General features: G+C 70.6%; 27 protein-coding genes. 16 read left to right on the top strand and 11 right to left on the bottom strand.

The annotated features are described in order from the left end of the window. Window positions 1-301 precede the first annotated feature (301 nt). From ACFWGZ_RS21820 to ACFWGZ_RS21800, 5 genes are read right to left on the bottom strand one after another with little or no spacing between them, the layout of a single operon-like run. The gene (locus ACFWGZ_RS21820; RefSeq protein WP_382453389.1) at window positions 302-2,470 is read right to left on the bottom strand and encodes an FtsK/SpoIIIE domain-containing protein; all 2,169 of its coding nucleotides are present in this window, start codon (window positions 2,468-2,470) and stop codon (window positions 302-304) included. Further along, the gene (locus tag ACFWGZ_RS21815; protein ID WP_382453388.1) at window positions 2,463-3,368 is read right to left on the bottom strand and encodes a hypothetical protein; all 906 of its coding nucleotides are present in this window, start codon (window positions 3,366-3,368) and stop codon (window positions 2,463-2,465) included. Before ACFWGZ_RS21815 ends, ACFWGZ_RS21820 begins: the two co-directional genes overlap by 8 nt. Beyond that, window positions 3,365-3,700, bottom strand: a complete 336-nt coding sequence (locus ACFWGZ_RS21810; protein ID WP_382453387.1) for a hypothetical protein — start codon at window positions 3,698-3,700, stop codon at window positions 3,365-3,367. Before ACFWGZ_RS21810 ends, ACFWGZ_RS21815 begins: the two co-directional genes overlap by 4 nt. Further along, window positions 3,697-3,882 carry a hypothetical protein gene (locus ACFWGZ_RS21805; RefSeq protein ID WP_382453386.1) on the bottom strand — a complete coding sequence of 62 codons (186 nt, stop codon included), beginning with the start codon at window positions 3,880-3,882 and terminating at the stop codon, window positions 3,697-3,699. Before ACFWGZ_RS21805 ends, ACFWGZ_RS21810 begins: the two co-directional genes overlap by 4 nt. Then, complete coding sequence (locus ACFWGZ_RS21800; RefSeq protein ID WP_382453385.1) at window positions 3,879-4,493, bottom strand: helix-turn-helix domain-containing protein; 615 nt, start codon at window positions 4,491-4,493, stop codon at window positions 3,879-3,881. Before ACFWGZ_RS21800 ends, ACFWGZ_RS21805 begins: the two co-directional genes overlap by 4 nt. Window positions 4,494-4,911: 418 nt before the next feature. On the opposite strand from ACFWGZ_RS21800, the gene ACFWGZ_RS21795 reads away from it, so the two are divergent. Together ACFWGZ_RS21795 and ACFWGZ_RS21790 are read left to right on the top strand one after the other, a co-directional pair. Then, window positions 4,912-5,112, top strand: coding sequence for a hypothetical protein (locus ACFWGZ_RS21795; protein WP_382453384.1), 201 nt, complete (start codon window positions 4,912-4,914; stop codon window positions 5,110-5,112). A gap of 276 nt (window positions 5,113-5,388) precedes the next feature. Beyond that, the gene (locus tag ACFWGZ_RS21790; RefSeq protein ID WP_382453383.1) at window positions 5,389-6,072 is read left to right on the top strand and encodes a DUF6319 family protein; all 684 of its coding nucleotides are present in this window, start codon (window positions 5,389-5,391) and stop codon (window positions 6,070-6,072) included. A 314-nt stretch (window positions 6,073-6,386) separates the two neighbouring features. On the opposite strand, the gene ACFWGZ_RS21785 is transcribed toward ACFWGZ_RS21790, so the two are convergent. Further along, window positions 6,387-7,919: an alpha/beta fold hydrolase gene (locus tag ACFWGZ_RS21785; RefSeq protein WP_382453382.1), complete on the bottom strand. Its 1,533-nt coding sequence runs from the start codon at window positions 7,917-7,919 to the stop codon at window positions 6,387-6,389. A gap of 83 nt (window positions 7,920-8,002) precedes the next feature. Between ACFWGZ_RS21785 and ACFWGZ_RS21780 the strand changes: the two genes are divergently transcribed. Then, window positions 8,003-8,872: a DMT family transporter gene (locus ACFWGZ_RS21780; RefSeq protein ID WP_382453381.1), complete on the top strand. Its 870-nt coding sequence runs from the start codon at window positions 8,003-8,005 to the stop codon at window positions 8,870-8,872. On the opposite strand, the gene ACFWGZ_RS21775 is transcribed toward ACFWGZ_RS21780, so the two are convergent. Next, window positions 8,869-9,933, bottom strand: coding sequence for an ATP-dependent DNA ligase (locus tag ACFWGZ_RS21775; protein ID WP_382453380.1), 1,065 nt, complete (start codon window positions 9,931-9,933; stop codon window positions 8,869-8,871). The two genes, ACFWGZ_RS21780 and ACFWGZ_RS21775, sit on opposite strands and share 4 nt — an antisense overlap. A 17-nt stretch (window positions 9,934-9,950) precedes the next feature. After that, window positions 9,951-10,595, bottom strand: coding sequence for a dihydrofolate reductase family protein (locus ACFWGZ_RS21770; RefSeq protein WP_382453379.1), 645 nt, complete (start codon window positions 10,593-10,595; stop codon window positions 9,951-9,953). A 66-nt stretch (window positions 10,596-10,661) separates the two neighbouring features. Between ACFWGZ_RS21770 and zapE the strand changes: the two genes are divergently transcribed. The 5 genes from zapE (at window position 10,662) to ACFWGZ_RS21745 (ending at window position 14,675) form a co-directional block, all read left to right on the top strand. Further along, complete coding sequence (zapE, locus tag ACFWGZ_RS21765; protein ID WP_382453378.1) at window positions 10,662-11,654, top strand: cell division protein ZapE; 993 nt, start codon at window positions 10,662-10,664, stop codon at window positions 11,652-11,654. A gap of 72 nt (window positions 11,655-11,726) precedes the next feature. After that, entirely contained in the window at window positions 11,727-11,972 is a 246-nt protein-coding gene (locus ACFWGZ_RS21760; RefSeq protein WP_382453377.1) for a DUF3040 domain-containing protein, read from the top strand. Window positions 11,973-12,021: 49 nt separating this feature from the next. After that, window positions 12,022-13,617 carry an ABC-F family ATP-binding cassette domain-containing protein gene (locus ACFWGZ_RS21755; RefSeq protein ID WP_382453376.1) on the top strand — a complete coding sequence of 532 codons (1,596 nt, stop codon included), beginning with the start codon at window positions 12,022-12,024 and terminating at the stop codon, window positions 13,615-13,617. A 55-nt stretch (window positions 13,618-13,672) separates the two neighbouring features. Then, a complete protein-coding gene (locus tag ACFWGZ_RS21750; RefSeq protein ID WP_382453375.1) occupies window positions 13,673-14,518 on the top strand; it encodes a helix-turn-helix domain-containing protein in 846 nt (281 codons plus the stop codon). Then, window positions 14,493-14,675 carry a DUF397 domain-containing protein gene (locus ACFWGZ_RS21745; RefSeq protein WP_382453374.1) on the top strand — a complete coding sequence of 61 codons (183 nt, stop codon included), beginning with the start codon at window positions 14,493-14,495 and terminating at the stop codon, window positions 14,673-14,675. Before ACFWGZ_RS21750 ends, ACFWGZ_RS21745 begins: the two co-directional genes overlap by 26 nt. Here the strand turns inward: ACFWGZ_RS21745 and ACFWGZ_RS21740 are convergent. From ACFWGZ_RS21740 to rocD, 3 genes are all read right to left on the bottom strand, one after another. Further along, complete coding sequence (locus ACFWGZ_RS21740; protein WP_382453373.1) at window positions 14,659-15,063, bottom strand: GNAT family N-acetyltransferase; 405 nt, start codon at window positions 15,061-15,063, stop codon at window positions 14,659-14,661. The genes ACFWGZ_RS21745 and ACFWGZ_RS21740 overlap by 17 nt on opposite strands. A gap of 64 nt (window positions 15,064-15,127) precedes the next feature. Next, window positions 15,128-16,513, bottom strand: a complete 1,386-nt coding sequence (locus ACFWGZ_RS21735) for a DUF2252 domain-containing protein (RefSeq protein ID WP_382453372.1) — start codon at window positions 16,511-16,513, stop codon at window positions 15,128-15,130. 74 nt (window positions 16,514-16,587) lie between these two features. Further along, window positions 16,588-17,838 carry an ornithine--oxo-acid transaminase gene (rocD, locus tag ACFWGZ_RS21730; RefSeq protein ID WP_382453371.1) on the bottom strand — a complete coding sequence of 417 codons (1,251 nt, stop codon included), beginning with the start codon at window positions 17,836-17,838 and terminating at the stop codon, window positions 16,588-16,590. Between the two features lie 140 nt (window positions 17,839-17,978). Here rocD and ACFWGZ_RS21725 point away from each other — a divergent pair, with 140 nt between their 5' ends. The 8 genes from ACFWGZ_RS21725 to ACFWGZ_RS21690 all read left to right on the top strand — a co-directional run bounded on the left by ACFWGZ_RS21725 (window position 17,979) and on the right by ACFWGZ_RS21690 (window position 25,363). Then, a complete protein-coding gene (locus tag ACFWGZ_RS21725) occupies window positions 17,979-18,809 on the top strand; it encodes a PPK2 family polyphosphate kinase (RefSeq protein ID WP_382453370.1) in 831 nt (276 codons plus the stop codon). Between the two features lie 146 nt (window positions 18,810-18,955). Further along, on the top strand, window positions 18,956-20,008 hold the full coding sequence (locus tag ACFWGZ_RS21720; RefSeq protein WP_382453369.1) for a lactonase family protein: 1,053 nt from the start codon (window positions 18,956-18,958) through the stop codon (window positions 20,006-20,008). Between the two features lie 41 nt (window positions 20,009-20,049). Continuing rightward, on the top strand, window positions 20,050-20,799 hold the full coding sequence (locus ACFWGZ_RS21715; protein ID WP_382453368.1) for an SGNH/GDSL hydrolase family protein: 750 nt from the start codon (window positions 20,050-20,052) through the stop codon (window positions 20,797-20,799). A 10-nt stretch (window positions 20,800-20,809) separates the two neighbouring features. Further along, window positions 20,810-21,577, top strand: a complete 768-nt coding sequence (locus ACFWGZ_RS21710) for a HipA family kinase (RefSeq protein ID WP_382453367.1) — start codon at window positions 20,810-20,812, stop codon at window positions 21,575-21,577. Further along, complete coding sequence (locus tag ACFWGZ_RS21705) at window positions 21,561-21,947, top strand: DUF3037 domain-containing protein (RefSeq protein ID WP_382453366.1); 387 nt, start codon at window positions 21,561-21,563, stop codon at window positions 21,945-21,947. Before ACFWGZ_RS21710 ends, ACFWGZ_RS21705 begins: the two co-directional genes overlap by 17 nt. A gap of 76 nt (window positions 21,948-22,023) precedes the next feature. Next, window positions 22,024-23,043 carry an LCP family protein gene (locus ACFWGZ_RS21700; protein ID WP_382453365.1) on the top strand — a complete coding sequence of 340 codons (1,020 nt, stop codon included), beginning with the start codon at window positions 22,024-22,026 and terminating at the stop codon, window positions 23,041-23,043. A 285-nt stretch (window positions 23,044-23,328) separates the two neighbouring features. Further along, window positions 23,329-24,060 carry an SDR family NAD(P)-dependent oxidoreductase gene (locus tag ACFWGZ_RS21695; protein WP_382453364.1) on the top strand — a complete coding sequence of 244 codons (732 nt, stop codon included), beginning with the start codon at window positions 23,329-23,331 and terminating at the stop codon, window positions 24,058-24,060. Window positions 24,061-24,070: 10 nt separating this feature from the next. Continuing rightward, on the top strand, window positions 24,071-25,363 hold the full coding sequence (locus ACFWGZ_RS21690) for an MFS transporter (protein ID WP_382453363.1): 1,293 nt from the start codon (window positions 24,071-24,073) through the stop codon (window positions 25,361-25,363). The last annotated feature ends 174 nt before the right edge of the window (window positions 25,364-25,537 follow it).

Raw genomic sequence — 25,537 nt, 5'->3', positions numbered from 1 at the left:
CCGAGACGACATCCACGAAGCGTTCCTCAGCCTGGCCTGCGGGATCATCTGCTGGCGCCGACTCCGCAACCTCTCATTGAGTTAGGAGTTCTAAGGCCGGCCGCTCACGAATCCAGGTCACTTGGCAGAGCACCCCTCGATCGGGTGACGTCGGCCAGATCGAGTTAGCTTCCTAACCGCGCCGCTAACTGGCCTGTGACCTGCGGGAAGTGATGGAAGTTAGGTCTCTGGAACCCACGAAAACACCCGCCGGAGGGTCCCTGAGGGGAGCCATCCGACGGGCGTCAGGACCTAACTCGACTCACTCGTCCAGGTCGGCGGTGGCCGCGCGGGCGAGCGCGGCCCGCACGTCCTCGGGGCGCACCGGCCACCGGTTGCCCGTGCTGGGCACCTTCACCCCGAGCGCCGCGAGCTGCGCGACGAGCGCCTTGCCGTTCAGCGTGCGGTACGGCGCCCAGTCCGGCGCGAGCCGTGCCAGCAGGGCAGGCACGTCGGCGACGGGCACGGGGTCCGTGCCGAGCACGGCGTCCAGGTCCTCCAGCAGGTTCCGCGCGGTCGGTGCGATCTGCCGGGGCTGGCCGCCGGTGGCGACGCTGGGGTGGACGGTCTTCATGGCGCGGGCGATGACGTCGGCCGCTGCGTCGAAGCCGGAGTCGTCGGCCTCGATGTAGAACCAGCGCAGCAGTTCGAACGTTTCGTCCGTGGTGCCGGTCGCGACGGACGTGCCCCGGTCCACGTTGAAGCGCAGCTCGGTCGCGCGGATCCCGGCCTGGAAGGAGCCGTCGCCGAGGAAGCCGTCGTTGTTCCTCCACGTCTTCACGTAGAAGCAGAAGTTCATCGCGACGTTCTCGACGAGCGCGGGCGGGATCGCCGCCGCGCGGGAGGACTGCGTGTCGAACGCCAAGATGACGCCGGTCTTCCTGCCGCGCTTCACGATGTTCACCGCGACCTCGCCCGCCTCTTTGCCGAAGTCCGCGTTGCCGAACAACTCGTGGCACTCCGAGAAGCCCGCGACGATCGGCCGCAGGTCCGTGTGCTTCTCCGCGAGCGCGCGCGTCACCTTCTTCACGCCCAGCTCCGCGAGCTTCTCCTCGCGGCGGCCGACCTCGGCGTACAGCTCGTGCAGCGCGTCGAGCGCCGCTTCGGCGACCTCGGGGCGGGTGCCGCGCTCGTAGCGGGCGAGGCGGGGCGCGTAGGCGTCGAAGTCGCCGTTGCCCGCGAAGACGAACACCCACAGCTCGGCGAGCGGGTCGAGCGCCGCGCCGAGCATGACCACGCGCACGGCGTTGGACTTGCCCTGACCGGGCAGGCCGCCGAAGACCAGGTTCGCCTCCACCAGGGGCGGGGCGATCAGGTCTCCGCGCTGGGAGACGCCGAACGGAACGCTGGCGAACACGTCCACCGTGCCCGCGGTGAGCAGCGGGTAGGCCGGGGCGGGCTTGCTGCCCGATCCGGCGTCCGCCACCCACAGATCGACGTACCCGGCGCGCTCGGCGCCGGTCGGCCACACCTCGATGGTGTCGCGGTGCAGGTTGCGGGCGAGCACGGCGCGTTTGTCGGCGATCATCGCCGGAGTGATGCCCAGAGGCAGGCTGAACACCGCCGTGTAGCCGCGGTTGTTCACCCGGACCGGCGGGGTTGCGAACTCGACCGTCCACTCGTCCTTCAGGGCCCTGTTCAGGGCCGGGATCCCGAGGTGCGCCAACGCTTGCGCGATGCCGCCGGGGGTGACGATCACGCTCGCCTCCTCGCGCTTGGTGGGGGAGAGCGCCCAGTCCGGCACGGTGCCGGTCTTGCGGCCCTCGCGCCACGCGGCGAACCCGATCAGCAGCGGCGTTGCCGCGAGGAACGGGGTCCACACGACGGTCACGGTGGTGATCGCGAACCGCAGCACGTCGAGCACGCCGTCGAAGAACGCGCCGAACGAACCCAGGTCGGTCAGCTCGACGACCACGGCGGTCACCAGCATCAGCAGCGTGATCACGACCAGCGAGCCGAGCAGCACGCGGGCGATGCCGGCCGCGAGCTTCGGTGCGTCGAGCAGGCGCTTGTGCCGCCGCTCGGCGGCGAGGTTGCGCCGGTCGATCCACTCGGCCAGCGCCTCGCGGTCCCCGGCGGCCTCGGCGGCGCGGATCTGGCGCCGGTAGACGCCGAACGTGCCCGCGTCCCATGCCCGCGTCGCCCAGGACTGGAAGCCCTGGGCGACGGTCAGCCCGACCGCCAGCACGATGCGCGTGGTCTTCACGGTCGGCTCGTGCTGGCGCACCACGCGCACGACCTGGGCGGGGATGTGCCGGATGGTTCGGCGGTTCAGCTCGGCGTTCTCCTCGTCGGTGAGGAGTTCGCCGTCCAGCACGGTTCCGGCGGGCTCGACCTCGGCCGCCGGAGCCGGGGTCACCGACTCCGGCGCGGCACCGGGGAACGGCACCAACTCGCCCATCTCGTTGTCCTTCGGCATGGGCTTAGGCATGTGCCACCTCCTCGGCAGGCTCGGTCTGGACAGTCGCCAGGCGCGGGCGCCGGGCCTCGGTGAGCACCTGGCGCGCCTGGTTCTCGGTGATCCCCAGCTCCCGCGCCAGGCGGGTGCGGCCGACCTGGCGGCCCTCGGCGCGGGCGGTCGCCAGCACCTGGCGCGCCCGGTCCACCAGGTCGTCACCAGGTGCCTGGTGAACCTGGCGCGGGCTGGTGGCGCCAGCCTGGCGCGGCACGGTCACCAGGTCGGCATCCGCCTGGTGCGCCGGGCTGGTGGGCTCGATCTGGTGGGCTGGTTCGTCCTGGTCACCAGGCTGGTGACCAGCTTCGCCAGGTACCGCGTCCGGGGCGGTCACCAGGTCTGCGCCAGGCTGGTGCATCAGCTCCACCAGGTTGGTCACCACCTGGTGTCCACCAGGTGCCGCCAGGTCCTCACCAGGTCCGGCCACCAGGTCGGCGCCAGGTGCGCCAGCCTGGTCCGCCAGCTCCCGCGCCAGGCTGGTGAACTCCCTCTGGTACGACCCGGCGGCCTCGGTCGCCACCCACAGCAGCACCGGCCCGACCGCGTGCAGCGCGACGCCGACGGCGTCCTTGTGCAGGGCGCTCGGGGCCACGTTGAGGCCGAGCGTCACGAGGCCGGTGACGGCCCGCAGGGTGGTGCCCCAGCCGGTGGTGCGGCCGTACTGCGCGAGGGTGCGATCGCCGACGAGGGCGAGTACGAGCGCGGCGTCCACGGCGGGAGGAAGCATCCACGCGCACCACTCGGGGATGCCTTCCGCGACCAGCCACGGCGTCACCGTCATCGCGCCATAGATCATCACCACGGCCGCGATCGCCCACGTGCTCATCGCGATGATCCGGCCGGTGCGCTCCAGACGCTGTGCGTCCGCGCTCATCGGGTCACCCCCGCATCGGCATCGGCCAGCGCGCGCATGTGCCGCATCACCGCAGAGCGGGTGCCGTCGTTGTCGACGGCGACGATGCAGACCTTGATCCGGTGCGGGCCCCTGCCGTGTCGGCACGAATGCGCGACCTCACCCTCCACGGCCGCATCGCACATGACATAGGCGTGGACATAGAACCGGTTCGCACGCGTCTGGGTGCCTCCGGAGAACTCGGACCAGTGAGGTTCTGAGACATCCGCCAGGCGGTACCCGGCGCTGAGCGTGTTGTTCCACTGGCGGCGGACCCAGACCACGGTCTCATCGGTGATCGACTCGTGCTTCATCGTCGCGCCTCGCAGTTCTCGTCCGTGCAGTCGGTGATCGTCCAGGTGCGCCGCGAGGCGGCGGAGGGGGTGAGCGCGTTGGTGGCGTCGCGCAGGAACTCGGCGGCCTGCCGATCCGCCACGCAGTCCGGCGGGGAGGTCCAGCCGTGCGGCTCGGTGTAGGTCAGGTGTACGCGGCTCACCGGGCGCCCCCAGCGCGTTGCGGCGCGCAGCGCGGGCACGGAGTCGAGTGGGTCCGGTCGCTGTCGAGCCACACGACGCGGGCGCTGACAGGGTCGGAGTCGCGGGCGTCGCACTGGCCGCAGGGCGGCGGGACCGCCGAGCGCCCATCGGGCGCGCTCGGCGCGGGCCTGGTTCTCGGACGGTTGAAGGACGTTTCGGGCGTCATGCTGACGCCCCGCCGCGTCGCTGCTGACGCCCCGTTCGTGCTCTGCTGACGCCCCGTTGTAGGAACCGGGGTGTCATCCTGGCGCCCCGGTTCCTGTCGGGCGGACAGCACGAGGTCGTACACCTGCGGGCGCAGGTCTGCGCGCTCGATCCGGGCATCCCGGTAACGGGTGTTGCCCTGCCGGATCAGACCCAGTTCCTCCAGCGACCGCAGCGAACGCTGCACGGTGCGACGAGAAAGTCTTGTGTAGACGGTGATTCGCTCGACGGACGGAAACGCTTCGGTGCCATCGGGTCCGGCGTGGTTGGCGAGTGCGATCAGCGTGATCGCGAGCGCGGACGCGTCCTTGCGGTTGGTCGGGATCGGGGCGTGGTTCAGCGCCCAGTTGATCGCCTCGATGCTCATCGCGTCACCGCCGGACCGTTGATGAGCCGTGCTGACAGGGCTTTGCACTTGATGGAAAGATCCATCGCGGGTCTCGTCCTCCTGCGTGAGGTCGAGATCAAGGCCCGTCGTGGTGTGCCATCACCTCGGCGGGCCGCTTGATCTCACCGGATAACCTGGTGCAGTGCGTTCCGAGACGACGTGCGTTTTCCCTTGTGAGCACAGCGCTCTAGCGACTGGCACCCCGAAGATGCCGGGCGAGCCGCTGCGGGTGCAGCCGTCGAGGGCCCGCAAGCAGGAGGACGCCACCTGATCGACGCCGGGCAGCGATGGGCGCGCCGTGTCCGACGACCCCGTGCGGGCGTGGGCCAACCGGCTGCATCCGTGACGAATCCTCTGAGCGACCTCGTAGAATGCGGGGGAGCGAGAGGAGGTCGTGATGTCCCAGCCTTATGTCGTGCGGTACGTCGGCGGTCCCCTCGACGGCCGGGTCGACTCGTTGCCGTCCACGCCGGATGATCCCAAGCAGACCGTGACGTATGTGCACCTGCACGGCGGACCCAAGATCGTGCACGTCTACGACCTGTCGTACGCGGTCGAGTACGGGTGCGAGTACCGGCTGCGGGACGAGGAGGCCTGAGTCGCCGCGTGCCCCGATCGCGGCGCCCGGTGCGGAGACGACGTCGGTCTGGCCGGTGAGCCAGTCGGCGCAGTCCGGTGCGCGGGCGGTCGCGGGGCCGCACGGTGCGGTGGTTGCGTTGCGGCGTCGGGCTTCTGGTCCCCCTCGCCGGTCAGGGGCGTGCCGCTCGGTACCGGGGCGGCCGTGATGATCTTGAAGTCGACCCTGTGCTCAGAAATGTCGGTGGGGTAGGGCATGCTGGGGCACAGGTGTTCGAACGGGTGGGGAGGCAGCGCGATGGCGAAGAAGAGCGGGTTGTCGGCGGAGGACGTCGACGGCCTGCGCTCGCAGCTGGACGGAGGCGCCCAGCCGCTGGTGTGGTTCACGGCGGCGGCGGTGGGCATGGAGGAGGGGAGGTCGGCGAAGCTGCTGGCGGTCACCGATCCTCCCGAGGGCGATTTCATCCAGGTCCGGCCCACGGGCTCGAAGGACGAGATGTCCTTCTCCCCGGCCGAGCTGACCCTGGAGAAGCCGCCGCCGCGCAAGAAGCCGGCGACCCCTGCCCCGGCACCGCCGGAGCCGCCGCGGGAGACCGAGATCATCCACCCCTACGTCCCGGAGGCGCCGGTGAAGCCCGCGGCCCCCAAGCCGAAACCCGCCGCCGCGCCGGCCGAACCGGCCGCGAAGCCCGCGCGCAAGCCGCCGGCGAAGAACGCGACCCCCGAGGTCACCGTCACGCTCGTGTCGGTGGGCGAGGGCGAGTGGGTCGTCGAGGTCATGCAGGGCACCCGCAAGACGGTCCGCCCGACCCCGGTCCCGCCTGCCGCCGTGGCGCAGGCCGCGAAGCTGCTCACGCCCGAGGTCGCCGAGATCGTCGAGGGCGTCCTGAACGCGGCGCGTGCCCAGCAGCAGGCCCGGGTGGAGCAGTTGCGCGCCGAGTTGGAGGCAGCGCAGAAGGCTCTGGAGGACCTGGGGGCGTAGCCGGCGTCACTGCCCGCGACGTCACGGGTGGTTGTCCCCACGCGTTCGGGTGAGGGGGCTTCCCAGGGCTGGTGGTGGGGCGGACCGTGGGATGCGCGGAGGTCCCGCGCAGGACCGGCTTGGAGTACGGGAGGCCCTGATGGGTACGTGTGGGTGCTGTTCCGGGTGCACGGGTCCCGGCTGCGGCTGCTGTTCCAGCTGCTGACACGAAGATTCGGCGAGGGAGTCGCCCGCGTTGTGGTTCGCGCGGGAGGCTCCCTTTGCCGCGTCAGGGGCCCGTCACGCCGGGTCGGCGAGCCCCCGCACGAGCGGGATCACGGCGGGCAGACGGTCCCGTTCGACGGCACCTTCGCGTCGATCAGGTAGTCCCGCACGGCGGTGGTCGCACAACTGGACAGCCCCAGCGCCCCGTGCCCCGACCCCTGCCACCCGATCAGCGCCGACCCCGGCAGCCGCTGCGCCGCGTGCTCGGTGCCGGGTGCCGGCGTGGACACGTCGTTGGCCGTGCTCAGCACCACGATCGGCGGCGCGCTCTTGAGCGGCTCCACCTTCTCCGCCTTGGGCGGCGGGAACGGGTTGCAGTGCAGCAGCTGACGCGCGAACAGGGCGCCGAACACCTTGTACTTGGTCTGCCAGTCCGTGCTCAGCGCCTTCACCCGGTCGGGCGGGATCCGGGTGGCGGTGTCGTTGCAGCCGATCACCAGGCCCGCGTCGAAGCGGGGCGGGTTCTCGTCCAGGTCGTTCACGATCGGGTCGAGCAGCGCGAACAGGCCGCTCGGGTCGCCGCCGCGGGCCTTCACCAGGGCGTCGGTCAGCGCGGGCCAGCGGGAGCGGTCGGCCAGGCCCGCGGCCACGGCGTTGAGGGCCGAGCCGGGGGTGAGGTCGACGTACTCGCCGCGCACGCGCGTGGTGCGCAGCTGGGTGAGCAGGGCCTGCACGTCCTCGCGCGGAGTGGTCAGGGCGCAGTTGCGGATCTTGCAGTCGCGGGCGAACGCGTCCAGCGTCGCCTCGGTGGCCACGGCGCGGGACTCCAGGACGCCCACCTGGTCGAGCGTCGGGTCCGGGGCGCCGTCGAGGACGGTGCGGCCGATGCGGTTCGGGTAGCGCTGGGCGTAGGTCGTGACGACGCGCGACCCCTCGCCCAGGCCGATCGCGTTGAGGCGGTCGGTGCCGAGGTAGTCGCGGAGTCGTTCGAGGTCGGCGGCGGCACGCCACGAGTCGAACGCCGTCAGCCTGCCCTCGAGGTCGAGCACGCACTCCTGCGACGCCTCGCCGGCGGCCACGACCAGGTCCGACTGCTCGGACGAGGCCGGGTCGAACTCGACGAGCTGCGCGCGCGTCGCCTGCGGCACGCACGACAGACCGTCCGAACGGCCCGTGCCGCGGCGGTCCACACCGATGAGCGTGTACGTGCTGAGGACGTCCTTCGGCAACGAGGCCGCGAGACGCGCCGCCTTCACCGTGCCGGGCTCGCCGCCGGGGTCGTTCACGACGACCAGCGCGCTCTTGCCCGTGCCGACGCGCATCAGCGCGATGCCGATCGTGCCGCGGCCGGGACGGCCGGGCGGGTCGAGCACGGCGGTCATCCGCGAGCACTCGTACGACTGGTCGCCCTGCGGGGCGTCGGCGCCGAGGCGGTCCTTCATCTGCTCGTTGCACGGCGCCCACGCCAGCGAGTCCTTCTTGTACTCGCCGAGCGGGGGCACGGGCTGCGGGCCCGCGAGCGTGCTCTGGCCGACCTGCCCGTTGTCCTCGCCCCGCACGGCGATCACCGGCCTGGTCGAGGGTCCCGCGCTGCACGCGGCCAGCACGCTCACTGCCAGTAGGGCCAGGGCAGCGCGACGCACGGATGTCCTCACTCTCGTTCACGATCCGGGAACCAGAGCCTCGCACGAGCGGAGTAAATCCAGGGTGAGCAAGGATGGGGGACATGTCCCGCGCCGATCGGCTGCCCGTCGCGAGGCTGCTGGGCGGCATCCCGCCGACGGCGCTCGTGCTGTCCGGCATCGTCAGCGTCCAGGTCGGCGCGGCCGTCGCGAAGCAGCTGTTCGCCACGGCGGGCGCCATCGGCATCGTCACGTTGCGCCTGCTCGTGGCCGCGATTGTGCTGCTGGCGATCTGGCGCCCGTCGCCGAGGGTCGACCGCCGCACGCTCAGCGTGGTCCTCACCTACGGCGTGGTCCTCGCGGCCATGAACCTCTGCTTCTACTCCGCCATCGAACGCATCCCGCTCGGCGCGGCGGTCACGATCGAGTTCCTCGGCCCGCTCGCGGTGGCCGTCGCGGGCTCGCGGCGCTGGCTCGACGGACTGTGGGTGCTGCTCGCGGGCGCGGGAGTGGTGCTGCTCACCCGCGCCGAGGGCGGTCTTGTGTGGACGGGCGTGCTCTTCGCGCTCGCCGCGGGCGCGTTGTGGGCCGCGTACATCCTCGTCACGGCCGAGCTCGGCAGCACCACCAGCGACGGCCGGGGTCTCGCGCTCGCGATGGCGGTGGGCGCGGTGGCCGCACTGCCGTTCGGCGTCACGTCGGCGGGCACGGAGCTGCTCGACCCGGTCGTGCTGGCCGCGGCCATCGCAGTCGCCCTGATGTCCTCGGTGCTGCCGTACTCGCTGGAGCTGGAGGCGTTGCGGCGCATGCCCCCGCGCGTGTTCGGCATCCTGATGTCGCTCGAACCGGCGGTGGCCGCGGTGGCGGGCCTGGTCCTGCTCGGCGAGCACCTCGAACCGGTGCAATGGCTCGCGGTCTGCTGCGTGGTGATCGCCTCGGTCGGTGCGACGAGGTCGGCGAGACCCGAGGCCTAACGGGCCCGCAGTTCGCCTTTCAGCACCGACGCCACGTCGTAGCGGGCCGGGATCTCCAACTGGTCGTAGCGGCACGACAGCGGTTCGCGGTCGGGGCGCCACCGCGCGAACTGGCCGTTGTGCCGCAACCGCACCGGCGCGTCGCCCTCGGTCTGCGTGTAGTGGATCTCCAGCACCCGTTCTGGCCGCAGCGCCACGTACTCGGCCTGCTTGCCGCGCCACCGGTTGATCTCGCCCGGAATCCGTTGTCCCTCAGCGGGCCGCGCCCACGGGTGGTCGTCCGACGTGGTGATCAACGGCGCCAGCTCCTCGGCCAGCGCGCGCCGTTCCGCGGCCTTGAACGACCCGCACACCCCGATGTGGTGCAGCACGTCGGACGAGTCGTACACGCCGAGCAGCAACGACCCGACGGCCGTGCCCGGCTCGGTGTCCTTGTGCCACCGCAGGCCCGCCAGCACCACGTCGGCGGTCCGCGCGTGCTTCACCTTGATCATCGATCGCTTGCCCGGCGTGTACGGCCCGTCGGCCGGCTTGCCCATCACGCCGTCCAGCCCGGCGCCCTCGAAGAGGGTGAACCACTGCCGCGCGGTCTCGGCCGACGTCGTCGCGGGCGTGACGTTGAGCCCGGGCAGCGCCAGCAACCGCTCCCGGCGGGCCGTGGTCGGCGACTCCAGCAGCACCTCGGACCCCAGCGCGAGCAGGTCGAACGCGACGAACGTGGCCGGCGTCGTCTCCGCCAGCATCGTCACGCGCGAGGCCGCCGGGTGGATCCGCTCGGACAGCGCGTCGAAGTCCAGCTCGTCGTTCTTCGCCACCACCAGCTCGCCGTCGACGACCACGCGCTCGGGCAGCACGTCCAGCATGGAGGCGACGACCTCGGGGAAGTACCGGTTGAGCGGCTTGCCGCTGCGCGACTGCAGGAACACCTCGTCGCCGGCCCGGAACACCACGCACCGGAACCCGTCCCACTTCGGCTCGAACAGCAGGTCCGCCGAGTCGGGGATGCCGTCCACCGCGGTGGCGAGCATGGGCTGCAGCGGCGGTGTCAGCGGTAGGTCCACGCCGACATCCTGCCTCTTCAGCTGGAATTTCGCCGCAGGTAGCGCAACAACAGGACGTCGTCCTCGCGCAGCACCGACGCCAGGGTGAGATCAACGGGAGACACGACCGGGCCGGTGGCGATCCGCGATGCCTCGCCCACGGCCAGCAGCGGTGAGATCGTCAGGTTCAGCGCGTCGACCAGCCCGGCGGCGACCATGGCCCCGAACAACTTCGGCCCGCCCTCCAGGTCCACCCTGTGCAACCCGCGCGCGGCCAGCTCCGCCACCGCCGCCGGGAGGTCCACCGACTCCTCACCCGCGACGACCACCTCGGCGGGCAGCTCGGGCAGGGACGCCGCCGCGCAGGTGATCACGATCGGCGGCACCGCGGTGTCGGTGAACAGCGGCAGGTCCGGCGTCAGCGACCCCCGCGCGGTCACGACGGCGATCGGCAGCGGCCGCTCCCGCCGCGCGCCCCGGTAGCCCTCCGCCAGCACGGTCCCGGCACCCACCAGCACCACGTCCGCGAGCTCGCGCCCCAGCGAGAAGATCTTCTTGTCGGCGGGGGAGCCGAGCCCGGCGGACCGCCCCTCGACCGACACCGAACCGTCCACGCTGGACACGAAGTTCGCCGTGACCCCCGGCGGGAGGGCGTAGAGCGACTCCAGGTCTGTGTCGGTCATCTCAACGCCCGGTGAGGGCCACAACATCTGCACGGACCCATCCCACCACGCCGATAGGGTGCGGGCATGCGCTTGTCCGACCGGGATCCCCAGATCGGTGCCGACGAACTGGTCGAGGGCCTGGTGCCGCCGCCGATGTTCGGCGCCGTCAGCTTCGACACCTACCTCCCCAACCCGGACGAGCCCAGCCAGGCCGCCGCGGTCGAGGCCTGCCGCCTGTTCGCCGCCCGCGTGAGCGTCAAGCGCAGGAAGTGGTCGCTGTTCGGCGGCAGGTCCGACGACGAGGGCAAGCTCGGCCTCTACCTCGACGGCGGCTTCGGCGTCGGCAAGACCCACCTCCTCGCGAGCCTCTGGCACGCCGTGCCGGGCCCCAAGGCCTACGGCACGTTCGTCGAGCTGACGAACCTGGTCGGCGTCCTGACGTTCCCCGAGGCCGTGGCGAGGCTGTCGGAGCACAGGCTGCTGGCGATCGACGAGTTCGAGCTCGACGACCCCGGCGACACCATGCTGGTCACCCGCCTGATCAAGGAGCTGACCGCACGGGGCGTGCACGTCGCCGCCACCTCCAACACGCTCCCGGACAAGCTCGGCGAGGGCCGGTTCGCCGCCGCCGACTTCCTCCGCGAGATCCAGTCGATGTCCTCGAAGTTCGACGTCGTGCGCGTCGACGGCCCCGACTACCGCCACCGCGGCCTGCCCGACGCCCCGCCGCCGCTGTCCGCCGCCGACCTCGAGGCCAGGGCCGCGAGCACCCCGGGCTCGACCATCGACGACTTCGACGACCTGTGCGCGACCCTCGCCCGCCTCCACCCGTCGAAGTACGGGCGGCTGCTCGACGGCGTCACCGCGGTGCACCTCAGGGACGTGAAGCCCGCGCCCGACCAGAACGTCGGGCTGCGGCTCGTGGCGTTCGGCGACCGCCTCTACGACCGCGACGTGCCGGTGGCCGTGTCGGGCCGCCCGCTGTCGGAGTTGTTCACCGACGAGATGCTCGGCGGCGGCTACCGGAAGAAGTATCTGCGAGCTGTCAGCCGATTGGTCGCGCTGTCGAGGGTTTGACTCCGGCGGCGTTCGAGTATCCACTGGTGACGAGTGGGAATGATGACGTCCCGACGTCCCCCGGAGGCACCCATGCTGAGTGAAGCCGAGCGCCGCTCGCTCGAGGAGATCGAGCAGCGGCTGTTGGCGGACGAACCGAGACTTGCCCGCACCATGAACCGCCAGGTGCGGCCCTGGCTGTTCTACTCCCTCCTGCTCGTCTTCGGCGGCCTCACGGTGCTGCTGACGGTCATCGGGGCGTTCGGCCCCGCGTTCCAGTGCCTGCTGGTCACCGCGGGTGTGCTGGTGTTCCGGCGGTACCCGGTGCGCCTGCGGTAGGCCCGAAACCCGCTGGCTTTCCCCGCCGGGGACCCCGACCATCTCCGGTGTGGGTTATCTGGAGGCGAACGGCCTCGCGTACGCCCTGCCCGACGGCAGGGAACTGTTCCGCGACGTCTCGTTCAAGGTGGGCGGCGGATCCGTGGTCGCGCTGGTCGGCGCGAACGGCGTGGGCAAGACGACGCTGCAACGGATCCTGTCCGGGGAGCTCACCCCGAAGCAGGGCAGCGTGCACGTGCAGGGTGGACTGGCGGTGATGCCGCAGTTCATCGGCTCGGTCCGGGACGACTCACTCGTGCGCGACCTGCTGCTGTCCGTGGCGCCCGCGGCGTTGCGGGCGGCGGCCCGGGAGCTGGACGACTCCGAGCTCGCGCTGATGGACACCGACGACGAAGCCGCCCAGATGCGCTACGCCACCGCGCTGACCGGCTACGGCGAGGCCGGCGGCTACGACGTCGAGGTCCTCTGGGACACCGTCGCGGTCGCCGCGCTCGGCCTGCCCTACGACCGCGCCCGCTTCCGCGAGGTCCGCACGCTCTCCGGTGGCGAGCAGAAACGCCTGGTCCTCGAAGCGCTGCTGCGCGGCCACGAGCAGGTCCTGCTCCTCGACGAGCCGGACAACTACCTCGACGTCCCCGGCAAGCGCTGGCTGGAGGACCGGCTGCGGGCCACCGACAAGGCCGTCCTCGTCGTCAGCCACGACCGCGAGCTGCTGGCCAACGCCGCCACGCACGTCGTCACCGTCGAGGCGCACTCCGCGTGGACGCACCCCGGCTCGTTCGCCACCTGGCGCGCCGCCCGCGCGAAACGCATCGAGAAGCTCCTCGAAGACCACCGCCGCTGGAACGAGGAGCACGAACGCCTCAAGGAGCTCGTGCGCACCCTCCAGCAACAGGCCAAGTCGTCGGAAGTGATGGCGCAGAAGTACCGCGTGATGGCCGCGCGTCTCCAACGCTACGAGGACGCCGGTCCTCCTCCGGAGATCCCCTCCGACGAGAAGGTCACCCCTCGCCTCAAGGGCGGACGCACGGGCGTGCGAGCGATCACGTGCGAGGAGCTGGAACTCACCGGGTTGATGAAGCCGTTCTCGCAGGAGATCTTCTTCGGCGACCGGGTCGCGGTGCTCGGCTCCAACGGCTCCGGCAAGAGCCACTTCCTGCGCCTGCTCGGCGGCGACGACGTGCGGACCTCGGGCACGTGGAAACTCGGCGCGCGCGTCGTCCCCGGCCTGTTCGCGCAGACGCACGAACACCCGGAGTGGCTCGGCCGCACGCTCGTCGACATCCTCTGGCACGGCGACGGCCCGCGATCGGGCAAGGACCGCGGCGCCGCCATGTCGGTGCTCAGCCGCTACGGCCTCGACAAGGCCGGCGACCAGCGGTTCGAGAACCTGTCGGGCGGCCAGCAGGCGCGGTTCCAGATCCTGCTGCTGGAACTGTCCGGGGCGACGTTGCTGCTGCTCGACGAACCGACCGACAACCTCGACCTCGCCTCCGCCGAGGCGTTGCAGAACGCCCTGAACGACTTCCAGGGCACGGTCGTCGCCGTCACGCACGACCGCTGGTTCGCGAAGTCGTTCGACCGCTTCCTGCACTTCCGCGCGGACGGCAGGGTGTCCGAAGTGGACGAACCGGTGTGGACGTAGTTTTCACCCGGACGAGCCCCTTCTGGGACTGACTTCAAGCCCTAGCGTCAGCGGAATGACCATCTCCACCGCGTACAGCAGGGACCTGGGCGACGAGCTGCGCCGGCTGCGCGAGTCCAGCACCGGGCTCACCGGCCGCGCGCTCGCCGTCCAGCTCGGCTGGGACCCCAGCAAGGTCTCCAACATCGAGCACGGCCGGGCACGTGCGAGCGAGATCGACCTGGTGCAGTACCTGACGCTCTGCGGCAAGGACGTCGACTTCTTCGAGGAGTTCCGCCGCCGATACCGGCACGCCTTCGACCTGTACTTCGTGCAGGTCCCGGACAACCTCCGCACGATCGCGATGACAGAGTCCCTGGCCACGAAGATCACCACCTATGACGTCCTGCTAATGCCTGGGCTTCTGCAGACGGTTCCTTACGCGCAGGAGCTGTTCATCGAGCGAGGCATCGAGACACCCGAGAACATCAAGAAGGGTATCGACCTGCGCGTCGAACGGCAGGCGATCATGCGGAGGCCGAACCGGCCGGAGTGCGTCTTCTACATTCACGAACTGGCTCTCCAGATGCGGCTCGGGTCCGCGCAAGTGATGGAGGAGCAGTACTTGCGCCTACTGCACCGCACACACACCCTGCGGATCGTCCCGGCCAGTGCCATGAAGGCCGCGCTGTTGTCGAAATGCGCCCTGTACGAGTTCGAGAAGGCACCGCCTGTGGCGTTCAGCGCGACCGATTCGGCCATGGTGTTCGCTCAGGATCCCGCCGCGCTCGAACGGACGCGGAAGGTGTTCAAGCGGCTGGATGCCCTTGCCTTGGATCAGGAACAATCTCGGAGGAAGCTGGCGGAGTACGTCAGCAGGCTGCGAGAGGATTCCAATGGACCGCGAACGGACCTGGCGTAAGAGCAGCTACAGCGACGGCAAAGTCGACAGCGAGTGCGTTGAGGTGTCGCTCGCTCGGAACGCCCTCGTGCGCGACTCCAAGAACCCCGCCGCCGTCCTCGCCTTCTCGGCCGACGCCTGGCACGCGCTGGTCGCCGAGGTCACAGCTCCCAGCTGACGAACGCGCCGTCGTCGATCGACCCACCGGCCTTCTTGTACGTGGCCTGCGCCGCCGTGTCGCCCGCGGTGGTGCCGGTCCACATCGCGTAGCAACCCCGTTCGGCCGCGAGGGTGCGCAGGGCGTCGACCAGGGCCGTTCCGATGCCGCGGCGCAGGAACGCCTCGTCGACGCCGAGCTCGTAGAGCAGCATCTCGGTGCCCTTGTCGGGGTGCGTCGTCTCGATCCCGGACACGAACCCGGCGGGCTGGTCGCCGACGTAGGCGATCAGCAGGTGGCTGTGGTCCTGCGCCAGGAACCGCGCGGTCGCATCCGGCCGCGGCGGCGCGTCGAACAGGTGCGCGGCGGCGACCACGTCGTCGGGTGAGGCGGCGCGGCGGATCTTCACCAGGCCAGGCTAGGTCACCTCGGCTGCGCGGGCGGGAAGGCGCGTCAGCGGTCTTCGGCGGTCTTCATCGGTCCTCGGCGACGGCAGGGAGCGTGCCGGCCCTGACCAGCTTCGTCAGCTCCTCGTGGTCGGCCTCGGTCTGGTCGGCGTAGTCGAAGGCGTACCTCGCGAACGCCTCGTCGAGGTCGTTGCCGCCGCCGTTTCGGAAGTACCCCGCCAGCAGCCGCGGGTCGAGCGACCGGGTGTGCGCGCGGGCCAGCAGGGCGCCGGCGAAGCGGCCGTAGTCGTCAAGGTCGTCGCGCTTGAGCGTCGTCGCGTCGATCTCGCCCTTGCGGTTGCGGAACTGGCGCACGATGTACGGGCGGCCCTCGATGGTCGTCCAGCCCAGCAGGATGTCCGTCTCCGCCTGCACGAGCCGGGCGCCGTGCACGATCCGCTTGCCCTCGTGCTTGGCCGGGGCGACGTCCAGGAACGGCTGCAGCGCCGACGTGCGCGCCTCCTTGGCCTGCAGCACCAGCGCCTCGGTGCCGTTGCCGTGCAACAGGACCAGGTAGTTGCGCAGGCCCACGCTGCCGGTGCCGACGACGCGGAACGCCACGTCCGAGACGCCGTAGCGCATGATCAGGTTGCGGCGGGACTCGCGCAGGGTGTCCACGTAGGACGGCAGCGCGCCGACCACCGCGTCCGCGGTCTCCCGGGTGACCTCGGTGAACGTCGGCGGGTTCGTGACGAACCGCCACTTCTCGCCGTCGTGCGCGGTCCACTTCGCGGCGAAGCGGGCGCTGGTGTTCCTGCGCGACTTCTCCGCGGCCTTGGAGAAGTCCTCGAGCAGGTCGTCGGCCTTGACCTTCGACAGCGAGGACTCGTCGCCGAGTGCGGACCAGGAGTCCATGAACGGGATCTCGGCGAGGTGCCTGATCGTCTTGCGGTAGGCGTCGACGGCGTCCTCGGCGGCGTCGCGGCAGCCCTTGTCCGACACGTCGCCGACGCGGCCCGCCAGCACCAGCGACGTCACGAGCCGCTTGAGGTCCCACTCCCACGGGCCGGGCAGCGTCTCGTCGAAGTCGTTGATGTCCATGACGATCTGGCCCTCGGGCGTGCCGTAGAGGCCGAAGTTCGCCGCGTGCGCATCACCGCACAACTGGGCGTGCAGACCGGTCGAGCAGCCGGCGGCGAGGTCGCCCGCCTGCAGGCCCGCCGAGCCGCGGAAGAACGCGAACGGGTTCTCGAGCATCCGGCCGACCCGCAACGGGATCAGGTGCTCCAGGCGGCCCTCGTTGCTGGCGCGCATGAACTCCAGCACCGAGGGGCGCGAACCGGCGAGCGACATCGCGCGGTGCGCCTTGAAGTCCACAGAGGAACGCAGCTCGCGACCCCGTGCGTAGACCTCGTCCGGCTCCACCCAACGACCCAGAGCCGCAGCGGCTTTGGCGCGAACCCTTTCACCCATACGAGTCATGATGCCTGCGACGGACGAACCAGGAGGCCCGTCCGTCGCATTTGTGACCTGGTCCGGTGCGAAAATCAGCCCAAATCGGGACGAACGACCTCCGCAATCGCTTGCACCCCGAGGTCGATCTCGTCGCGCGTGATCACCAGCGGGGGAGCGACCCGCAACGTCGACGCGTGCGTCTCCTTGCACAGCACCCCGCGGGCGGACAGCGCCTCGGACGCGGCACGGCCCACCGGGCCGCCCGGCGCGATCTCGACGCCCGCCCACAGCCCGCGCCCGCGGACCTCGGCGATGCCGTGACCGACGAGCCCGTTCAGCTCGGTGTGCAGGTGGTCGCCCATCTCGCGCGACCGCTCCTGGAACTCGCCGGTCTCCAGCAGCCGCACGACCGCCCGCCCGACCGCGCAGGCGAGGGGGTTGCCGCCGAACGTCGACCCGTGCTCGCCGGGCTTCAGCACGCCCAGCACTGCGCGCGACCCGACCACCGCGGACACCGGCAGGATGCCGCCGCCGAGCGCCTTGCCCAGCGTGTAGAGGTCGGCGCGCACGCCCTCGTGGTCGAGCGCGAACAGCTCGCCGGTGCGGCCGAGGCCGGACTGGATCTCGTCGGCGATCATCAGGACGTTGTTCTCGTCGCACAGGCGGCGCACGCCCGCGAGGTAGCCGGCGGGCGGCACGACGACGCCGGCCTCGCCCTGGATCGGCTCGATCAGCACGGCGGCGGTGCGCGGCGAGATCGCGGACTCGACCTCGTCGAGGGCGCCGTGCTTGACGACCTTGAAACCGGGCGTGAACGGGCCGAAGTCGTTGCGCGCGGTCTCGTCGGTCGAGAACGACACGATGGTCGTGGTGCGGCCGTGGAAGTTCGACCCGGCCACGATGATCTCGGCGGTGCCCTCCGGCACGCCCTTGACCCGGTAGGCCCACTTGCGGGCGACCTTGATCGCGGACTCGACGGCCTCGGCGCCGGAGTTCATCGCGAGGACCATCTCGGTGCCGGTCAGCGTCGCCAGCTCGCGGCAGAACAGGCCGAACTGGTCGTGGTGGAACGCGCGGCTGGTCAGCGTGACGCGGCCGAGCTGCTCGACGGCGGCGGCCACCAGGGCGGGGTGGCGGTGCCCGAAGTTGAGCGACGAGTAGCCGGACAGGAAGTCGAGGTAGCGGCGCCCCTCGACGTCGGTGACCCACGCCCCCTCGCCGTGCGAGAGCACCACCGGCAGCGGGTGGTAGTTGTGCGTGCTCCACTCCTCGTCGAGGGCGATGAAGTCAGCGCTGGCCAAGTTCATGGTCTCCCCGGCGTCGTGCTCAGCGGTGGCGGTCATCCTCCAAGGCTAGGTGCGTGCACAGGCGATTTCAGCCGTCAAGTGTTGCGCATAGCCGTAGTTCATTGCGTAGATTCATTCTTCCGTGGCACTTCTTTGCACAGCGGGCGGAATCAGCGGTGAATCGCTACGGTCTGGTGATGGCGAAGAAGTCGGTTCGTGATGCCCTGCGGCTCGACGAGGTGGACCTGTCCGCCCTCGACCCCGCCGGCCGCCCGATCGGTCCCCGGAACAAGAAGGAGGCGGCCGACGACCTCGCCGTCACCGGGACCGAGCTCGACGGCCTGCAGGAGGCGCTGTACGCCGAGGACACGCGGTCGGTGCTGCTGGTGCTGCAGGGCATGGACACCTCCGGCAAGGGCGGCGTGGTCAGCCACGTCGTCGGGCTGGTGAACCCGCAGGGCGTGCACATCGCGTCGTTCAAGAAGCCGACCGCCGCCGAGCTGCGGCACCACTACCTGTGGCGCATCCGCAAGGCCCTGCCCGCGAAGGGCCGCATCGGCGCGTTCGACCGCTCCCACTACGAGGACGTCCTCGTGCCCAAAGTGGAGCGCCTGATCACGGCCGCGGAGCTGCGCGGGCGTTACCAGGAGATCAACGCCTTCGAGCGCGAGCTGGCCGACTCCGGCACGACGCTGATCAAGTGCTTCCTGCACATCTCGCCGGAGGTCCAGAAGGAACGGCTGCTCGCCCGCCTCGACGACCCGCGCAAGAACTGGAAGTACAACCCGTCCGACATCGACGTCCGGTCCAAGTGGTCGAAGTACCGGGAGGCGTACACGCAGGCGCTGCGGAACTGCTCGGAGACGCCCTGGTACGCCGTGCCGTCCGACCGCAAGTGGTACCGCAACTGGGCGGTCAGCCGGTTGCTGCTCGAGACCCTGCGCGAGATGGATCCGAAGTTCCCGCCGCCCGCCTACGACCTCGAGGCCGAGAAGGCCCGGCTCGTGTCGAACGACCCGTTGCGCTAGGCGCAATCTTCGACGCCCCTGTTGCACCGCCGCAGTGGTCTGGTCCAGTGTTGATCGTGCCGCCGCCGACGGACAACGGAGGTGCGGACGTGGGTGTGGACCGGCGACGTTTTCTCGGAGCCATGGGCGTGGGAGCTGGACTGCTGATGACCGGAGGAACCGCCGAGGCGGCACCTGCCACGAAGAGAGTGTTCTTCGGCGCGTACACGACGTGGAGCGGCGGCGCCAAGGGCCTCGGCATCGGCACGTACGACACCGCGACCGGCCGGCTCGCGAAGACGGGCGTGATCTCCGGCGTGGTCAACCCGTCGTTCGTGGTCGAGTCGCGCGACGGCCGCTTCCTCTACGCGGTCAACGAGACCTCGCGGGGCGAGGTCACCGCGATCGACGCGACCAGGTTGAAGGTCGTCAACAAGCAGGCCACCGGCGGCGCCGACCCGTGCCACCTCACGCTCGACCCGTCCGGGAAGTTCCTGATCACCGCGGACTACTCGTCGGGCTCGCTGAGCGTGTTCCCGGTGAACGCCGACGGCAGCCTCGGCGCGCGCACGCAGAAGGTGCAGCACCAGGGCTCCGGGCCCGACCCGGACCGCCAGGCGGGCCCGCACGCCCATCACGTCGTGTTCGACCCGGCGGGGAAGTACGCGGCGGCGGTCGACCTGGGCGCCGACTCGGTGTTCTTCTACTCCTTCGACGGCCGGCTCCAGCTCGTCTCGACGGCGAAGCTCGCGCCGGGCGCCGGGCCGCGGCACATCGCGTTCCACCCGTCCGGCAAGACCGCTTACGTGGCGAACGAGCTCGACTCGACGATCGTGGCCTGCGCCTACGCCGACGGGAAGCTCACGCCGGGCCAGGTGCTCGAGACCGCGCCGCCCGCGACCGAGCGCAACTACCCGGCCGAGGTGCTGGTGTCGGCGGACGGCAGGTTCGTCTACCTGTCGAACCGCGGCCACGACAGCGTGGCGCAGTTCGCGGTCGACGGCGCCGGGCTGACCCTGGTCGGCCACACGCCCGTCGGCGGCGAGTACCCGCGGCACATCACGTTCGACCCGACCGGGTCGTTCCTCTTCGCGGCCAACCAGAACTCGAGCCTCGTGACGTCGTTCGCCGTGGACGGGGCGACCGGCGGGATCACGCCGTCCGGGACGCCGCTGAAGACCGAGATCCCGGTCTGCGTGCTGCCCACCCGTCTGGGTTAACGCCCTTCTGGTCCTCTTGCGACAGTGGTACTCCAGCACACATGGGTTTCTTGGCTGGAGTACTCGCGGTCGCACTGCTGGCGCCCGTGCCGATCGCACCGGAGTACGTCGCACTCGGCGACTCCTACGCGTCCGGCGCGGGTGCCGGGTCCTACGTGGACGGCACCTGCCGCCGCAGCTCGAACGCCCACCCGGCGCTGCTGGGCAAGGACTTCTCGTCGTTCAAGTTCGTGGCGTGCAGCGGGGCCACGACCCGGTCGCTGCGCTCGCAGCTGCGCGCGCTGACCCCGGCCACCTCGCTGGTCACGATCACCATCGGCGGCAACGACCTCGGGTTCGCCGACGTGCTGACCACGTGCACGCTCAGCGGCGACCGCGCGTGCGCCGGCAGGGTCGCCGAAGCCCGTGAGTTCACCCGCTCCGCACTGCCCGCTCGGCTCGACTCGACCTACGCGGCGATCCGCGCGGCGTCCCCGAGGGCCCGGCTCGTGGTGGTCGGGTACCCGCGGCTGTTCACGCCGGACGACGGGTGCCGGACGTTGTCGAAGGCCAAGCGGATGGCCCTGAACGACGCCGCCGACGAGCTGGCCGCGGTGGTGTCCGGCGCCGCGGCGCGGGCCGGTGCGCGGTTCGTGGACCCGAGGGAGGCGTTCGCGGACCACGGCGTGTGCGCGGCGGAGCCGTGGCTGCACGGGCTGGTCAGCCCGACCGGCGACTCCTACCACCCGACGAAGGAAGGTCAGGCGGCCTACGCCCGTATTCTGCTCGGCTTGCGGCAGGTGTTCGTGTGATCATGCGCGGGTGAGTCTTCTGAGGGAGGTCACGGCCACCCGGTACGTCACCCCGTTCCGCGAGGGCGGGTCGATGCCGGGCCTGGTCGAGGCCGACGACCTGGGCATGTACGTGGTGAAGTTCCGCGGCGCGGGGCAGGGCGTGAAAGTGCTGGTCGCCGAGGTCGTCGTCGGCGAGCTGGCGCGGCGGCTGGGTTTCCGCATACCCGAGATCGTGCTCGTGCACCTCGACCCGGAGCTGGGCCGCGCGGAGCCCGACCAGGAGGTCCAGGAGCTGCTCAAGGCGAGCGGCGGCCTCAACCTCGGGCTCGACTACCTGCCCGGCTCGTTCGACTACAACCCGGTCGTGCGCGATCCGGGCGCCGACCTGGCGACGCGGCTGCTGTGGTTCGATGCCCTCGTGCTGAACGTGGACCGCAGCTGGCGCAACCCGAACATGTTGCTGTGGCACCGCGAACCGTGGCTGATCGACCACGGCGCCTCGCTGTACTTCCACCACTCGTGGAGCGAGGACCGGCCCGCCACCAAGGACTTCCGGTTCGACCCGTCCGACCACGCGATGCTGCCGCACGCCGGTCCGCTGTCCGAAGTGGACGCCGACCTGGCCGCGCGGATCACCCCGGAGCTGCTCGGCGAGGTGCTCGCGCTCGTCCCCGACGAGTGGCTGGAGGGCGACCCGGCCGAGCTCCGGCAGCGCTACCGGGACTTCTTCACCCACCGCCTCGCGAACCGCGGCTGGGTCGACTCGCTGGAGGCCGCGCGTGCCGCACGTGTTTGAGTACGCGCTGCTGCGGGCCGTCCCGCGGCAGGAACGCGGCGAGTTCATGAACGTCGGCGTCCTCGTCTACTGCCGGGCGCTCGACTTCCTGTGCGCCAAGACCCATGTGGACGCCGGCCGGTTGCGGGCGCTCGACCCCCAGCTGGACGTCGAGACGCTGGAGAGCAGCCTCGCGCACCTGACCGACTCGTGCGACGGCAGCCCGCAGGCCGGTCCGGTCAGCGCGACCTCGGTGGGGCAGCGGTTCCGGTGGCTCACGGCGCCGCGCAGCACCATCGTGCAGACCTCGCCCGCGCACACCGGATTCACCGAGGACCCGTCGGCCGAGGTCAGCCGCCTGTTCGAAGCGTTGGTGCTGCCGCCCCGGTAGGTTTCCTCGCAACCTGGACGGACGACTCGCGTCCCTAGGTGCAAAGCGGAACTAAAGCGATCGGGGTTGGCGACACATGAGCGCTGGGTATCACCACGGCTACCAGCAGCCGCGGCGTCCCATGCCGCCGCAGCGGCCGATGAGGAAGAAGAGGCGTCCCGGACGCGTCATCCTGGTGCTGCTGCTCGTCCTGGTTCTGGGTGCCGTCGGGTTCGGGTTCTACGTCGACTCGACGCTGACCCGGATCTCCGCGCTGCCGGACTACGAGGGCCGTCCCGCGGAGACGCCGGGCACGACATGGCTGCTCGTCGGCTCGGACGCGCGGGAAGGCCTGACGCAGGAGCAGAAGGACGCGCTCGCCACCGGTGACGCGGCAGGCCGGCGCACCGACACCATCATGATGCTGCACCTGCCGGACAACAGCGCCGCGAAGCCCGTGCTGCTGTCGATCCCGCGCGACTCCTACGTCGCGATCGAGGGCAACGGCCGCAACAAGGTCAACGCCGCGTACGCGTTCGGCGGGCCGCAGCTGCTCGTGAAGACGGTCGAGGGCGCGACCGGCGTGCGGATCGACCACTACATGGAGATCGGCTTCGGCGGGTTCTCCGACATGGTCGACGCGGTCGGCGGTGTCGACATCTGCCTCGACGAGCCGATCAAGGACCCGCTGGCCGGCATCGACCTGCCCGCCGGCTGCCAGGAGCTCGACGGGCCGCAGGCGCTCGGCTTCGTCCGGACGCGTGCGTTCGCGACCGCCGACCTGCAGCGCGTGCAGAACCAGCGGAAGTTCCTGTCGGCGTTGTTCGCCAAGGTCAAGAGCCCGGCCACGCTCGCCAACCCGTTCCGCGTCATCCCGCTGATGAACGCGGCCTCGGGTGCGGTGTCGGTCAACGACGACGACCACGTGTGGCACCTCGCGAGCGTCGCGCTCAACATGAGCGAGGCGACGAGCGGCACGGTGCCGGTCGGGTCCACCCCGACGGTGCCCGGTGCGGGCTCGGTCGTGCAGTGGAACAAGGAGAAGGCTTCGCAGCTCTTCGACCTGATCAGCAAGGACGAGCCGGTGCCCGCCGAGCTGATCGCTCCCCCGCAGTAACTACTCGGCAGGCTCGGGCGTGGGCTCCGAGCTGGTCAAACCGGCCTCCTGCGCGATCTCGTCGAGCTCGCGCAGGAGGTCGTCGTAAATGGGTGTTGTGGACATGCGGGTCCCCCTTGGGTGATCTTCCCCCGTTCAGGTGACGGGAGCTTACGCCCCTATACCCAAAACTTTTCGCGCTATGCGTCATCCGCACTAAATGGTGGCTAAAGCCACCAGGTGAGCGGGTGTTGTGTGGATCGGCCACATGTTGATCACGGCCGGTGACGCCTACCGTTTCCGGTCATGTCGAGTGTCACGGGTCACACCGCGCTGGTCACCGGAGCCGCGAGCGGCATCGGCCTGGCCTGCGCGCGGGCGCTGGCCTCCGAGGGTGCGAAGGTCCACCTGGTCGACCGCGATCCGCGGGTCCTCGAGCTCGCCGCCGAACTGGGCGGCACGGGCCACGTCGCCGATCTGACGGGACCCGTCGACGCACTGCCCACCGAGGTCGACGTCCTCGTCAACAACGCCGGCGTGCAGCACGTCGCACCCATCCACGAGTTCCCCGCCGAGCGCTTCTCGGCGATGGTCGAGCTGATGCTGGGAGCGGCGTTCCGGCTCACCCGGCACGTCCTGCCGCACATGTACGACACCGGCTGGGGCCGGCTGGTCCACATCTCCAGCGTGCACGGGCTGCGCGCGTCCCCGTTCAAGTCGGCCTACGTCGCCGCGAAGCACGGCCTGGAGGGGTTCTCCAAGGTCGCCGCGCTCGAGGGCGCCCCGTTCGGCGTCACCTCGAACTGCGTGGCGCCCGGTTACGTGCGCACTCCGCTGGTGGAGAAGCAGATCGCGGACCAGGCGCGCGTGCACGGCATCTCCGAGGACGACGTCTCGTCCGAGATCTTCCTGCAGCGCAGCGCGGTCAAGCGGCTGATCGACCCGTCCGAGGTCGCCGGCGCCGTGCTGTGGTTGTGCGACAACAGTTTTGTCACAGGCACGTCGTTGGCCGTCGACGGCGGCTGGACCGCTCGATGAGGAGTTGTCGATGATCAAGAAAGTGGTGGGCGCGTCGCTCATCGGTACGACCGTCGAGTGGTACGACTTCTTCCTCTACGGCTCGGCGGCCGCCCTGGTGTTCAACAAGCTCTTCTTCCCCACCGCGGACCCGCTGACCGGCACGCTGCTCGCGTTCACCACGTACGCGATCGGCTTCCTGGCCCGTCCGCTGGGCGGCCTGGTCTTCGGCCACTACGGAGACCGGTTGGGGCGCAAGAAGCTGCTGGTGCTGTCGCTGCTGCTGATGGGCGGCGCGACGATGCTGATGGGCGTGCTGCCGACCTACGCGTCGGTGGGCGTCCTGGCGCCGTTGCTGCTCACCCTCCTGCGGCTGGTGCAGGGTTTCGCGCTCGGCGGTGAGTGGGGCGGGGCCGTGCTGATCGTGTCCGAGCACGGCGACCCGAAGCACCGCGGGTTCTGGGCGTCGTGGCCGCAGGCCGGAGCACCCGGCGGGAACCTGCTCGCGACGGCGGTGCTCGCGGTGCTGGCGGCGGTGCAGACCGACGAGGACTTCCTCGCGTGGGGCTGGCGCATCCCGTTCCTGCTCTCGGGCGTGCTCGTGGTGATCGGCCTGTGGATCCGGCTGCAGGTGGCCGAGTCGCCGGTGTTCCTGGCGGCGCAGGAGAAGGCCGCGCGGGCGCCGAAGCAGGAGAAGGCACCGGTCTTCGAGCTGCTGCGGCACCACTGGCGCGAGGTGCTGGTCGCGATGGGCGCCCGGCTCGCCGAGAACGTGTCGTACTACGTCATCACCGCGTTCATCCTGGTGTACGTGACGACCGGGCTGGGGCTGTCGAAGTCGGTGGGGCTCAACGCGGTGCTGATCGGCTCCGCGGTGCACCTGGTGACGATCCCGCTGTGGGGCCACCTGTCCGACCGGATCGGCCGGCGGCCGGTCTACCTCGTCGGGGCGGTCGGCATGGCGGTGTGGGTGTTCGCGTTCTTCGCCATGCTGGACACGAGGAACCCCGGCCTGATCATCCTCGCGACCACGGTCGGGCTCGTGCTGCACGGTGCGATGTACGGGCCGCAGTCGGCGTTCTTCTCGGAGCTCTTCGGCACCCGCGTCCGGTACTCGGGGGCGTCGATCGGCTACCAGCTCGCGTCGATCGCGGCCGGTGCGCTCGCGCCGCTGATCGCGACGGCGTTGCTCAAGGCCTACGGGTCGTCGTTGCCCATCTCGATCTACGTGGTGGCGATGTGCGTGCTCACCGTGGTGGCGGTGCTGGTCGCGCGCGAGACCCGTGGTGCGGATCTGGAGGAACGTGACAGGGTTGGGGTGTGACACGACGGCGTGAGGCCGAACTGGCGGCGTTGTTCGAGACCGCGTCCGAGCTCGCGGGCATGCGCGACCCGGACGCGGTCCTCCGCTCGATCGTGCGCAGAGCGCGGACGCTGCTCGGGACGGACGTCTCCTACCTGTCGATGAACGACCCGGCCGGCACCTACATGAGGGCTG

Source organism: Lentzea sp. NPDC060358, from assembly GCF_042725365.1.
GTDB lineage: Bacteria > Actinomycetota > Actinomycetes > Mycobacteriales > Pseudonocardiaceae > Lentzea.
Note: the sequence above shows the minus strand (reverse complement) of the source record. Positions and strands in the feature narration are given on the sequence as shown.